We start from the raw sequence: 12,195 nt of genomic DNA on the forward strand, positions 1-12,195 counted from the left end.
GGCCCGCGCCGGAGGCGAGGTGTCGCCGGACGTGACGGCGGCGTACCTGCTCGCGCTCGCCGCCGGCATCGCGCTCACCGGCCCGGCGGACGCCCGTGCCGAGCGCCTGCTGCGCCTCGTGCGGCAGGGCGCTACCGGGTTCCGTACTCCCGGGTGACGATCACGATGATCCCGGGGCTGGCGTCGTTGATCCCGTCGAAGCGGGCTTCGGCCCGAAGGCCGAACTGCGTCGCCAGCGCCCGCGCGGGCGCTTCCTCCTCGGTGCCCGGGCGGTAGTAGACGGTGGTGATGGGGATGATCCCGTCGCCGTAGGCGCTGATGTCGGTGACCACCCAGCCCGCCTGGCCGAAGTCCTCCGCGGCGCGGGCCGCCAGGCCCTCGATCCGGCTGTTGTTGTAGACGCGCAGCGGTGCGCGCGCCGCGGTGGCACCGCTCCCGGAGGCGAGCCGGTCGCTGGTGCCGCTGCCGCCGTCCCCGGGGCCGGGCGCGGGAGCCGCAGGCGCGCCCGGGACTCCCGGCGCGGGCGCCTCACCGGGAGCGGGGGCCGGGACGCCCGTGCCCTCGGCAGGCGGCGCGAAGGACGGGACCGGCACACCACCGTCGACCGTCGGGAGCGCGCCGGGCGGCGTGGCGTCCGGCGCGGCGGGGCTCGAAGGGACGACGGGCGGGGCCGCCGTCGGGTTGGCCTGCGGGGAACCGTTCGTCGCGAGCGTGGCGAGGCCGATGATCGCGGCGACGATCGCCACGCCGAGCAGGGCGATCCCGCCGACCCGCAGCGGGGATGGGCCGCCGGAGGGAGCTGGAGCCGTCATGATCGGACCTCGCGGACCTGCGCCGCCGCGGACCCTGACATCGCGGACCCTGACATCGCGGACCCTGACATCGCGAATTCGATCACGCCTCCCCCTCGCCTGCGCTCGTCACAGGCCTTCGCCGGGGTGCTGCGTTGATTGGTGCCCTCGCTCACGCCTGCCTCCGGATCGGTGTGGGGCGTGTCAGCGGCGGGTGGCGCCGGCCACGCGGATGATCATGGTGCCGTCACCAGGGCTCGATGCCCAGCCGGCGCGCGGCGCGCGTGCGCTGCCTGCTGGCCCGCAGCCTGCGCAGCCGCCTCACGAGCAGCGGGTCGGCCGCGAGGGCCTCCGGCCGGTCGATGAGGGCGTTGAGGATCTGGTAGTACCGGGTGGCCGACATGTCGAACAGCTCGCGGATCGCCTGTTCCTTCGCGCCCGCGTACTTCCACCACTGGGCCTCGAATGCGAGAATCTCACGGTCTCGGCGGCCGAGGGCGCCTGGCGCGCCGACGAGAGCGGTGCCGCTGGGTTCGGTGGCGGACTCCATCACGCTCCTCGACGAGGCTCACGGTTTCGCGAATCACATGCCTGTCATTCGCGGGCGCCATTCAACCACGCGCACCGACCGGAACTGGGCAGGGACGCGCGCCCCCGTTGGGGTGGATCGGCCCCGCGCAGCCCGGCCCGTAGGCTCGGCTTCTGTGGCTGTCCGTCCCATCCGCATCATCGGCGATCCCGTCCTGCACCAACCGACGCGCTCAGTCGAAGTGTTCGACGAAGAGCTGAAGGCGCTGGTCGAGGACATGTACGACACCATGGCCGCCGCCGACGGGGTGGGCCTCGCCGCCAATCAGGTCGGCGTGGACCTGCGTGTGTTCGTCTACGACTGCCCTGACGAGGTCACGCGCACTCGGGTGCGGGGAGTGGTCGTCAACCCGGTTCTGGAGACATCGGAGCGGCCTGAGGGAATGCCCGACCCCGAGGACGACGAGGAGGGCTGCCTCTCGGTGCCCGCCGAGCACTTCCCGACCGGGCGCGCCGAGTGGGCGAAGGTCACGGGTGCGGACACCGACGGCCGGCCGGTCGAGGTGGAAGGCCAGGGCTTCCTCGCCCGATGCCTGCAGCACGAGACCGACCATCTTGACGGCGTCATCTACCTCGACCGGCTCGTCGGCCGGAACCAGCGCGCGGCGAGGAAGATGCTGAAGCACAACGGCTGGGGTGTGCCTGGACTCGAGTGGGACCCGGCGACGCAGGACGCCGAAGAGGTTTAGCGTCACGCGCCGCAAGTTCACCACGAATCCCGCCGATGTACGCACCGGACTTCCGGCGCGGGACGCAGGAACACGATCGGGCGATTTTCCGTTCTTCTTCTGCAACGCTGTAAGCGCTGCAAGAAGGAGGCCGTCGTGGACGAGCTCGACTCCTACTCCCGCACCGTCTCCGCCGTGGCCGCCGAGCTCACAGGCCGGGTGGCGGCCATCCGCACCGGCCGGGGCAGCGGCTCGGCCGTGGTCGTCGACGCCGGTGGGGTGCTCGTGACCAACGCCCACGTGGTGGGTGAGGCCCGCGCCGGCCGCGCCGACTTCCTCGACGGCACCCAGACGCCCGTGACCGTCGTCGGCACCGACCCGCTCTCCGACCTCGCGGTGCTGCGTGCCGATCGCCCCGGCGACCTTCCGCCGCCGGTCCGGCTCGGCGACGCCGACCGGCTGGTGGTCGGGCAGCTCGTCGTCGCCGTCGGCAACCCGCTCGGCCTCGCAGGCTCCGTCACCGCCGGGGTCGTGAGCGCACTCGGCCGGGCGCTGCCCACCCGCAGCGGGCGGGCCGGGCGGGTGGTGGAGGACGTCATCCAGACCGACGCGGCGCTAAACCCCGGCAACTCCGGCGGGGCCCTCGCCGACTCCCGCGCGCGGGTGGTCGGCATCAACACCGCCGTGGCGGGCGTGGGGCTCGGGCTCGCGGTGCCGGTGAACGCGACCACCCGCCGCATCGTCGAGACCCTGCTCAGCGACGGACGCGTGCGGCGGGCGTACCTGGGGGTGGTGGGGAGCCCGGCGCCGGTGCCCGCCCGCGTGGCCGAGCGGTACGGGCGCAGCAACGGGCTGCGACTGGCCGAGGTGATCGCCGGCAGCCCGGCGGCCGTGGCGGGGCTGCGGGCGGGCGACCTCGTGCTCGACGTCGGCCGCCGCCCGGTGCAGGACGCGCAGGGCATCCAGCGCCAGCTCTTCGGCGAGGCGATCGGCGTCCCGCTGCCGGTCACGGTGCTGCGCAACGGCGCGATGGTGGACGTGGTGGCGGTACCAACAGAACTGGGCTGAGGTCTCGGCCGGTGCCTCCATACCGTCTAGCTACCGGACCAGGCCGTGCTCCCACGCCCAGGCGGCGACCTCCACGCGGTTGCGGGTTCCCAGCTTCGTATGCACGTTCGTCAGGTGCGTCTTCACCGTCGAGAGCGAGACGAACAGCTCCGCCGCGAGCTCGGCGTTCGTGCGGCCCCTCGCTACCGCCCGCACCACGTCCAGCTCGCGGGGCGAGAGCGGGTCGGGCAGCGCGGGCGCACGGGAGACCGGCCGGGCGGCCAGGTGCTGGAGCAGCCGTACCGTCACCGACGGCGAGACGAGCGCGTCGCCGGCGGCCGCTGCGCGCACGGCTTCGACCAGCAAGCGCGGCCCGGCGTCCTTGAGCAGGAACCCGGCCGCGCCCGCGCGCAGCGCCCCGTAGACGTACTCGTCGAGATCGAACGTGGTGACGACGACGATCCGCGGCGGCTCCGGGTCGGCCACGAGCGCCCGGGTGGCCTCCAGCCCGTCCAGCTGGGGCATCCGGATGTCCATGAGCACGACGTCCGGGCGCACCGAACGGGCGAGCGTCACGGCGTCCACGCCGTTGCCGGCCTCGCCGACGACCTCGATCCCGCCCTCGGCGGAGAGGATCAGCCGGAAACCGGTGCGCACCATCTCCTGGTCGTCGGCGAGCAGGACCCGGATCACCGGGCGCCCCTGCGGGGGACGGAAGCCGGCGGAGCCGGCGGGGTGGGTGAACGCAGCGGAAGCCACGCCGAGACCGTCCACACGCCGTGCGCGGTGGGCCCGGCGGCGAGCCTCCCGTCTAGCGCGGCCACCCGCTCGGCCATCCCGGCGAGGCCGAACCCGCCCACCCCGCCGCGCGGCCCCGCCGGGACCACGGGCACGCCGTTGTTGCGCACCGACACCAGGAGAGCCCCCTCACGGATCCGGATGTCCACCTCGACGACCGCGGCCTCCGGCGCGTGCCTGCGGACGTTCGTCAGAGCCTCCTGCACGACCCGGTAGCCCGTCGCCGCGACCCCGGCCGGCAGCACGGCGTGCTCCAGGCCGGGGTCGGTGGTGAGCCGGACCAGCCGCTCGTCGGGGTCGAAGCGCTGCACGAGGGTGGCCACCTCCCGCAGCTCGGCGCCCGGTGTGCGCGCGCCCTCGGCGTCCTGGCCGCGCAGCACCCCGACCATGCTGCGCATCGCGGCGAGGGCGTCGGTGCCGGCCGTCTCGATCGCGGCGAGCGCGCGGTCGACGTCGTCGGGCGAGGTCCGCGCGACCACGGCGGCCGCCTGCGCGGCCACGACGATCCCGGTGACGTGGTGGGCGACCACGTCGTGCAGCTCGCGGGCGAGCTCCATCCGCTCGGCCGAACGCACGTCGTCCAGCGCCGCTCGCCGGCGCGTGTCGACCTCCCGCAACACCAGCCCGATCGCGGCCGCCCCGCCCCACCCGAGCGCGGAGAACATGCTGAAGGCGCCGGCGGTGGTCCCCGGCGTGCGCAGCATCGGCGACGCGACGATCGCCACGGCAGCGGCCGCGGTGAGCACCAGCGCGGTGCGCAGCTCGCAGTGCCGCAGCACGAGCACGACGACGATGGCCAGCGCGAGCAGCTCCGCGAACGAGAGGGCAAAGGAGGGCGAGGGCGCAAGCGCTCTGACGACCGGCAGCGCCGTGAGCAGCGAGAGCGCGATCGACGTGGTGACGGCCGCAACGGCGATGGGAACCAGGCGCACGCCGGGCCGCCTGCGGAGCAGGACGATCGCGGGCACGACCAGCCCGGCGAAGACCGGGAGCCCGTAGCCGCCGGACACCCCGATCGCCGCGTCGAGCAGGAGCCAGAACCCGTAGGCGGCCAACTCGGTCACGAGCCCGACGTGCTGCCGGACCCAGCGCAGCAGGCGGATCACCCGGAGAGCCTATTTCGGATCCGGCGTCGTCCCCTCGGCCGGAAGTACGAGGGCACCCGCCCGGGTTCGGACCTCCGGCCGAAGCGCGCGGCAGGGCCGCCGGGAGAGCGTTGCCGCCATGACGGACGTGATCGCCGTGGTGCTGAACACCGCGGCCTGGTTGGGGGGCGTGTTCGTCCTCGTGATGATGGCTCTGCTGCCGCTGCTGGAGCAGCTCGGCACCCCGGGACGGCGCCAGTGAGCGCGGGGGATGGGCCGGTGCTGCGCGGCGTCGGCATCATGCACCGGTTCGGGGCGACGACGGTGCTGCGCGGCGCGGACATGGCGGTGCACCGCGGTGAGGTGGTGGCGGTGACCGGACCGTCGGGCTCGGGGAAGTCGACACTGCTGCATTGCCTCGCCGGCATCCTGCAGCCCGACGAGGGCGAGGTGTGGCTGGGCGCCGAGCGGATCGACAGGTGGTCGGAGGCGAGGCGCACGGCGCTGCGCGGCTCGCGCATCGGCTTCGTGTTCCAGTTCGGGCAGTTGCTGCCGGAGCTGCCGGCCGTGGAGAACGTGGCCCTGCCGCTGATGCTGGGCGGCGTGCGCCGGGCCGCGGCCGTCGAGCAGGCGGCCTCCTGGTTCGGCCCGCTCGGCCTCGCGGGGCTGGAGGGGCGCAGGCCGGGGCAGCTATCCGGCGGGCAGGAGCAGCGCGTCGCGATCGCCCGGGCTCTCGTCAGCGCGCCCGAGGTGGTGTTCGCCGACGAGCCGACGGGCGCGCTCGACTCGGAGACCGGCCAGCGGCTGATGGAGTTGCTCGCCGGGCTGGCCGCCCGCACCGGCACCGGGCTCGTCGTGGTCACACACGATGCCGAGGTGGCTGCCCGGTGCGACCGCACGGTGACGATCCGGGACGGCCGCACGGCCCCGGTCGGCGTCGCGGCCGCCCCGTTCGCCGGAGCGGAGGCGTGATCCTCCGGACGGCGGGCCTGAGCCTGCGGCTCCTGCGGCTGGGGGGCCGGCCGGCGTTGACGTCCGCTGGGTTGGTCGGGGCGGGGATCGCGGTCGGGACGGTGCTGCTCGCCGTCGCGTTCGGAGCGATCCACGGGTGGGGCGCGCGCGAGGACCGTTCCGGATGGCGCACCGAGGAGCCCGTGCGGGCCGCCGCCGCACCGGTCGCGCTGCTGCGGACCACCCCCGACATCGTCGCGGGCCGGGCAATGGACAGGGTCGACCTCGCGGCGCTGCAGCCCGGCCTCGCACCTCCTCCCGGACTCCCGCGGGTGCCCGCGCCGGGCGAGGTATGGGTCTCGCCCGCGCTCGCTGCGCTGATGCGGCAGCTCCCGGCGGACGCGCTGGCCGAGCGCTTCCCGGCGCCTGCCGGGCTGATCGGCGACTCCGGACTCCGCGGCCCCGACGAGCTGGTCGCGATCACCGGCCGCACCCCGGACGAGCTGTCCGGCACCGGCACCCCCGTGGCCGCGATCGGGGCCGTCGGTCCTTCCGGGATCGAGATCTACCGGCAGCTCACCTACGTGGCGGCCGCGCTGCTGGTGTTCCCGGTTGCGAGCCTGCTCGGCGCTTCGGCCCGGCTGACGGCGGCGCGCCGCGCCGAGCGGCTCGCGACGATGCGGCTGCTGGGCGCGTCCGCGGGCCAGGTGACCGTGGCGGCCGTGACCGAGGTGACGGCGATCGCCACCTGTGCGGCCGTCATCGGGGTGGTGGGGCAGTGGCTGCTGGCGCCGGCTCTCGCGGCCATCCCGCTGGGCGGTGGCGTCTGGTTCGCGGGTGACCTGCAGCCCGGGCCGGGCACGGTCGCGGGGATCGTCGGCGGCGTGGCCGTGCTCGCCACGTTCGCGGCGCTCGGTGGGATGCGCCAGGTGGTCGTCGGGCCGCTCGGCGTGGTGCGCAGGCAACGGGCGGGCGGAGCGCGGCTGCTCCGGCTGCTCGGCGTAGCCGCGGCGCTGGCGATCTTCGCGGCCGTGAACGGCATGCTGCGGGCCAGTCCCGTCGCCGTCGTCGGGCTCGTGTTCGCGGTCGGGGTGCTCGCGATGTTCGGCACGGTCTCGCTCATCGGACCGCTCGTGGTGCGGCTGCTCGGGACGCGCATGACGCGCTCCGCCCGCTCGCCCGCGGCGCTGCTCGCCGGACGCAGGCTGCTCGACGACCCGAAAGGCGCGTTCCGCCCGCTGGCCGGGCTCACCCTCGCCGTGTTCGTCGCGGGGTTCATCGCCCCGCTCACCGCGGTGCTGTCCGGTGCCGACGCAGGCGACGACACGGCTCTCCGGGTCGCCGCGGCGCCCGGCACGGTGACCGACCTGGACGCCGCCGTCCGCGAACGGCTCGCCCAGCGCGGCATCGCGGCGGACGTCGTGCTCGCGGACGTCGGGGGCGACCCGGGCCTCGAGGTCACACCGGTGCTCCCGGCCGACCGCGACCGCGTGCGTACGGCGCTCGACCCGCTCGTTCCCGACCCCGTCCGCACCGCGGGGGAGGCCGACCTCGACGGCTCGACTCTTGTCGGTGACCTCGAACGCGGCGCCATCGTCGTGCTGGCGGGGACCTTCCTGATCGCGGCGACGGCAACCGGAACCGCGGCGGCTGCCCGGGTGCTCGACCACCGCAGGACGCTGCGGCTGCTGCGCCTCGCAGGCACCCCGCTCGACGTGCTCGACGCGGCCCGCCGCGCCGAGACGCTGCGCCCGCTCCTCCTCGTCGGGGGCATCGCACTCGGGCTGGGTCTGCTGTGCGCCTCCCCGTTCACCGCCGCGACCGGGGCGCTCCAACCGTCGGGGCTCGTGGTGCTCGGCACAACCGTCGTGGCCGGAATCGCGACCGTCGCCGCCGCGGCCGCCGCCTCCCGCCCGCTGCTGCGCTCGGTCACCACCGCGCCCGCGCACGAGGACTGACCCCGCTCCCTTCGACGATCTCTGGAGAGACCGTGACCATGTTCGACGCTCCCCGGCACGCCCGCGCGGCGGCTCGCGCCGTGGGTCTGGTGAAGATCCACGGGCGCGGCGACGCGCCGTCCGCGCGCTGGACGGCGTGGACCTCGCCATCCCGGGCGGCCGCTTCACGGCGATCATGGGGCCGTCCGGCTCCGGCAAGTCCACGCTCATGCACCTGCTCGCCGGCCTGGACACCGCCACGTCGGGTCGTGCCCTGCTCGGCGACACCGACCTCACCGCGTGCAGCGACACCCAGCTCACGAACCTGCGCCGGGATCGGATCGGGTTCGTGTTCCAGGCCTTCAACCTGCTGCCCCAGCTCACCGCCGAGCAGAACATCGAGCTGCCCGCCCGGCTCGCCGGGCGCCGAGTCGACCCGGGGTGGCGGGCCGCGCTGATCGGCATGCTCGGCATCGGCGACCGGTTGCACCACCGGCCGACCCAGCTGTCAGGCGGCCAGCAGCAGCGGGTCGCGGTGGCGCGGGCGCTCCTCGGGCGGCCCGAGGTCGTGTTCGCCGACGAGCCCACGGGCAACCTCGACACGGCGAGCGCCCACGAACTGTTGAACCTCCTGCGCGGGTCCGTCCGCGAGCTCGGCCAGACCATCGTGATGGTGACGCACGACCCGGTGGCCGCGTCGTTCGCCGACGACGTGGTGCTGCTGCGCGACGGGCGCGTCGCGGGCTCGGTGCCGGACCCGCGGCCGGACACTGTGCTCGCCGCGCTCTCGGCCGTCTCCGGCGCGCGGGTGGGCGTCTGATGGCCGGGTCCGTCGCCGCGGTGCTGCTCGCCGAGACCCGCCGCAAGCCGGGCCGGGTGCTACTGACCGGGCTCGCCATCACCGTCGCCACCGTGTTCGCTGCAGGCACGCTCCTTCTCGGGGAGACGCTGCGGGCCTACCTCGCGGACCGTGCCGAGCAGACGCCCGCCACCGCGGCCGCCGTGGTGCGGCCGAGTGACCTTCCCGGCGAGCCCGACCCCGTCGCTCTCCTCGGCGAGGTGGCCGCCGTGGACGGCGTGGCGGACGCCGCCGGCGTGTGGAGCGCGTTCCCGACGGTCGGCGGCGCGGGCGCGGGCGCGCTCTGGGCACTTGGTTCCGACCCGATGGCCGGGCCGCTCAGCCGGCTCGCCGCGCCGATGCAGGGGCGGCTGCCGAGCACCCCGGACGAGGTCGCCGTCGGCGAGTCCACAGCTGCCCGCTCGGGCCTCGCGCCTGGCGCCGCGATCACGCTGCGTGGCGACGAAGGCGTACCGCTGACCGTGACCGTCACCGGGGTCGTGCCCGTGTCCGACGCCGCGGTCAACACCCTCGTCGCCTTCCCGGTGACCGTGGCAGGGCTCGGCGGGTTGCTCGGCCAGGTGGACCTGGCGGCGGATCCCGGGGTCGACGCGGCCACCCTCGCGGGACGCGTCGCAGCCGCGCTCGGAGCACCGGACGCCGTGCGGACGGGCGAGCAACAGCGGGCAGCGGAGATCGCGGAGGTGTCGGAGTCGGTCACCGGGGTGCTCGTCGCCGTCGGGGTGTTCGCCGGGCTCGCGGTCGTCGCGGCCGCCGTGGTGGTCGCGTCGACCTTCCGGATCGTGCTGACCGCCGTCGCCGTGATCACCGGGTACGGCCTGCTGGCGCTGCTCCGTGGGACCGGCACGGCGGACGTCCCGGATCTCGTGCTGTCGGTGCCCGGCCTGGCCGGAGTTCTCGCGGTGGCCGTGCTCGCCACGGTGCTGGCCGCAATCGCGCCCGCAATGGCCGCGTCGCGAATCCCTCCGGTGGCAGCACTCGGCTCGGCGGGCGCCGCGGATTCCGGGGCGCCGCGGACCGGGCGGCGCCTCGTGGTCGCCGCCGTCGCGGCCGCCATTGCGGGAGGGCTCGCGTGGGCCGCATTGAACGGAGCGGAGTCGCCGGAACTCGCGATGGTGATCGTTGCGGCGTCGGGAATCGTGGCTTTCGGCGCGCTCGTCGTCGCCGGTCCGGTGTTCGTACGTGGACTGGTCGCGATCGCCGGGCCGGTCATCTCCGCGATGGGTGGGGGGCCGGGCCGACTGGCTGCCGCGAATGCCGCCCAGGTGCCCCGGCGCACGGCTGCGACGATCTCCGTTCTCACGCTCGGGGTCGGGATGACATCGGCATTGCTCGTCGGGATCTCGTCGACTCGGGCGGGGGCCGAACGGAGTATCTCCGAGCAGTTTCCGGCCAAGATCGTCGTCGGTCTGCCGGACCCCGGGAGCGCCGCGGAATTCGCCGCCGTGCTCGCTGCTGATCCGCGACTGACCGTCCATGCCGACGGGAGCGCGGTATTCGCGGACCCTGCGCAAGGGGTCCCCGACGTGGTCGCGCGAACGGCGGTGGAGGAAAGTGCGGCCGGTTGGCCGGGCGCGCTCCTCCAGTACGCGGGGGATGCCCGGGCCCAATTGGAGACGACGTTGGGCACAGCGCAGGCGATCGGGTTCGGACTGGTCGGGATGACGGCTCTCGTCGCCGTTGTGGGGGTCGGTGTGACGCTCATGCTCTCGTTGACGGAACGGACTCGCGAGACTGCATTGATGCGCGCGGTCGGGTTGTCCCGGACGGGAGTTCGGGCAATGGTTGCGTGGGAGGCCGCGCTCAGCGGAACGGGTGCCGCCGCCGTTGGTGCAGTGATCGACGCCGTCTACGGGATCCTGGGCGTGCGGGTGCTCGAGCTCGTGCCGGGTGCACCCGCGATCCCGTTCGCGGCGCTCGGCGCACTCGTGGCAGGCGTGGTCGTAGTCGCGGTTCTGGCGGCGGTGCTTCCCGCCCTGCGGGCGGGCCGGGTGTCCCCGACGCGGGCGTTGCAGGAGGCGTAGGGCGGGATTCGCGCCTACGGAACCGGGCGGCCTGGGGAACGGTGCCCCGGGGCGGCGGCGGCGGGGGCGGAGCGGGATCGAACCTGTTGCGCGTGCCGGGGCTTGTGGTAGCGTCCCCGCTGCCTTGATCTTCGGGTTGGGGTTGCGGTGGTGGTTCTGGTTGGTTGCTGACGTTGCGCAACGGGCCGGGGCCGCTCGCCGCAGGGGCTGCTGGATGTGACGTCTTACCGTCTGGCTGCGGGTCGCTGCCTCGGGCGCGACGTGTTTGCCCTCTGTGGTTCCACGTGTCTGTGTGTCTCTGTGTTTCTGCAGGTCAAGGCGCTAGTCCGCCATCTGCGCCTCTGTGGTTCTTCCTCTCGGGACTGACTGTCCTTCGGCGATCTCAGGAGCTTCCGACGTGGGTTGGGTGTCTGTTCACGACGGTGGGGCCGCTGGCCTCGCCGTGCGTGCTGACGTCCCCGTGCGGTTGCGGCTCTCGCCGGGGGAGCGGTTGTGGGCGGTGGTCCGGTGGGTGCTGGGTCTGGCCGGTGCCGTGGTGGTGCTGTGGTTCGGCGCGGCGTTCCTCGCGGCGTCGCCGGCGGCTGCGGCGGTCGCGGTTCCGGTTGCGGCTGTGCAGGTCTCCCAGAAGGGAGGCATCAGCAGACCTGCGGGCGGTAAGAACAACGGCGGTAAGAACAAGGGCTCGGATTCCGGATCTGGTTCGGGTTCTTCGAGCAGTAATTCCAGCGCAGATTCCAATAACGACTCGGGCGGTTCCGGCCGGTCCGATTCCAGCTCGAACTCCGACTCTCGCTCGGACAACTCGGGTTCGAACAACTCCGGCTCGAACGGTCGCAGCTCGAACGACAGTTCGGGTTCGAACAACCGCTCCGACTCCGCGAGCCGGAACTCGGACAGCTCGAACTCGAAGAGCTCGGACTCGGGCACGTCGAACGCCCGGAACTCGAACAGCGCGAACAGCTCGAACACGGCCAACGCGGCGTCGACGAAGAAGGCCAAGAACACGGGCGCCAGTGCGGAGCCGGCGAGCGATACTTCGGGCGGGTCGGCTGCGCAGCAGTCCAACTCGCGCAACCAGACTTCGGCCAATAACGCCGGCGACAACAAGTCGGGGCGCAACTCCGGGCAGAACCAGTCCGCCGCCACGGACTCCTCGTCGAAGAAGTCGCGGAACCAGCAGTCCGCTTCCGCGGGCGCCGAGCGAAACGCGCAGGACGCGGCGCGCAGCACGAACGACAACTCCGACCAGCAGCCCGGCCGGCAGGCCGACCGTGAGGGCCAGCGGCAGCGTGGCGACGACCAGTCGGATGCCAAGAAGGCCCGCCAGCGTTCTGAGGCGAACCAGCGGGACAACCAGTCCCAGAACCGCAACGGTGACGACGGCGCGGACAACGCCGCGACGGCCACCGATGCCGCGGAGAAGGCGCGCGACGAACTGCGCGCCCGG

Annotated in this window: 12 protein-coding genes and 1 pseudogene; 8 read left to right on the forward strand and 5 right to left on the reverse strand. The window is 74.0% G+C overall.

All coding sequences use genetic code 11. The features are described 5' to 3' along the window. The first annotated feature begins 19 nt into the window (after nucleotides 1-19). The gene (locus tag ABD143_RS29055; RefSeq protein WP_343984635.1) at nucleotides 20-157 is read left to right on the forward strand and encodes a hypothetical protein; all 138 of its coding nucleotides are present in this window, start codon (nucleotides 20-22) and stop codon (nucleotides 155-157) included. On the opposite strand, the gene ABD143_RS29060 is transcribed toward ABD143_RS29055, so the two are convergent. Together ABD143_RS29060 and napA are read right to left on the reverse strand one after the other, a co-directional pair. Next, on the reverse strand, nucleotides 132-812 hold the full coding sequence (locus ABD143_RS29060) for a LytR C-terminal domain-containing protein (RefSeq protein ID WP_343984636.1): 681 nt from the start codon (nucleotides 810-812) through the stop codon (nucleotides 132-134). The two genes, ABD143_RS29055 and ABD143_RS29060, sit on opposite strands and share 26 nt — an antisense overlap. A 226-nt stretch (nucleotides 813-1,038) precedes the next feature. Next, the gene (gene napA, locus ABD143_RS29065; protein WP_343984637.1) at nucleotides 1,039-1,341 is read right to left on the reverse strand and encodes a nucleoid-associated protein NapA; all 303 of its coding nucleotides are present in this window, start codon (nucleotides 1,339-1,341) and stop codon (nucleotides 1,039-1,041) included. 154 nt (nucleotides 1,342-1,495) lie between these two features. On the opposite strand from napA, the gene ABD143_RS29070 reads away from it, so the two are divergent. Both ABD143_RS29070 and ABD143_RS29075 read left to right on the forward strand, forming a co-directional pair. Continuing rightward, complete coding sequence (locus ABD143_RS29070) at nucleotides 1,496-2,068, forward strand: peptide deformylase (RefSeq protein WP_343984638.1); 573 nt, start codon at nucleotides 1,496-1,498, stop codon at nucleotides 2,066-2,068. 135 nt (nucleotides 2,069-2,203) lie between these two features. Then, nucleotides 2,204-3,115: a S1C family serine protease gene (locus tag ABD143_RS29075; protein WP_343984639.1), complete on the forward strand. Its 912-nt coding sequence runs from the start codon at nucleotides 2,204-2,206 to the stop codon at nucleotides 3,113-3,115. Between the two features lie 30 nt (nucleotides 3,116-3,145). On the opposite strand, the gene ABD143_RS29080 is transcribed toward ABD143_RS29075, so the two are convergent. Next, the gene (locus tag ABD143_RS29080; protein WP_343984640.1) at nucleotides 3,146-3,787 is read right to left on the reverse strand and encodes a response regulator; all 642 of its coding nucleotides are present in this window, start codon (nucleotides 3,785-3,787) and stop codon (nucleotides 3,146-3,148) included. Next, a complete protein-coding gene (locus tag ABD143_RS29085; protein ID WP_343984641.1) occupies nucleotides 3,784-4,998 on the reverse strand; it encodes a sensor histidine kinase in 1,215 nt (404 codons plus the stop codon). The genes ABD143_RS29080 and ABD143_RS29085 overlap by 4 nt, the downstream gene beginning before the upstream one ends. A gap of 118 nt (nucleotides 4,999-5,116) precedes the next feature. Between ABD143_RS29085 and ABD143_RS29090 the strand changes: the two genes are divergently transcribed. The 5 genes and pseudogenes from ABD143_RS29090 (at nucleotide 5,117) to ABD143_RS29110 (ending at nucleotide 10,748) form a co-directional block, all read left to right on the forward strand. Beyond that, on the forward strand, nucleotides 5,117-5,239 hold the full coding sequence (locus ABD143_RS29090; RefSeq protein WP_343984642.1) for a hypothetical protein: 123 nt from the start codon (nucleotides 5,117-5,119) through the stop codon (nucleotides 5,237-5,239). A 38-nt stretch (nucleotides 5,240-5,277) separates the two neighbouring features. After that, nucleotides 5,278-5,949, forward strand: a complete 672-nt coding sequence (locus ABD143_RS29095) for an ABC transporter ATP-binding protein (RefSeq protein ID WP_343985000.1) — start codon at nucleotides 5,278-5,280, stop codon at nucleotides 5,947-5,949. Next, on the forward strand, nucleotides 5,946-7,886 hold the full coding sequence (locus ABD143_RS29100; protein ID WP_343984643.1) for an FtsX-like permease family protein: 1,941 nt from the start codon (nucleotides 5,946-5,948) through the stop codon (nucleotides 7,884-7,886). Before ABD143_RS29095 ends, ABD143_RS29100 begins: the two co-directional genes overlap by 4 nt. A gap of 38 nt (nucleotides 7,887-7,924) precedes the next feature. Beyond that, a pseudogene (locus ABD143_RS29105) lies at nucleotides 7,925-8,685 on the forward strand (ABC transporter ATP-binding protein). Next, a complete protein-coding gene (locus ABD143_RS29110; protein ID WP_343984644.1) occupies nucleotides 8,685-10,748 on the forward strand; it encodes an FtsX-like permease family protein in 2,064 nt (687 codons plus the stop codon). Before ABD143_RS29105 ends, ABD143_RS29110 begins: the two are co-directional and overlap by 1 nt. A 414-nt stretch (nucleotides 10,749-11,162) precedes the next feature. On the opposite strand, the gene ABD143_RS29115 is transcribed toward ABD143_RS29110, so the two are convergent. Next, the gene (locus ABD143_RS29115; protein ID WP_343984645.1) at nucleotides 11,163-11,978 is read right to left on the reverse strand and encodes a hypothetical protein; all 816 of its coding nucleotides are present in this window, start codon (nucleotides 11,976-11,978) and stop codon (nucleotides 11,163-11,165) included. Nucleotides 11,979-12,195 lie beyond the last annotated feature (217 nt).

This window comes from Pseudonocardia aurantiaca, from assembly GCF_039526725.1.
Lineage (GTDB): Bacteria > Actinomycetota > Actinomycetes > Mycobacteriales > Pseudonocardiaceae > Pseudonocardia > Pseudonocardia aurantiaca.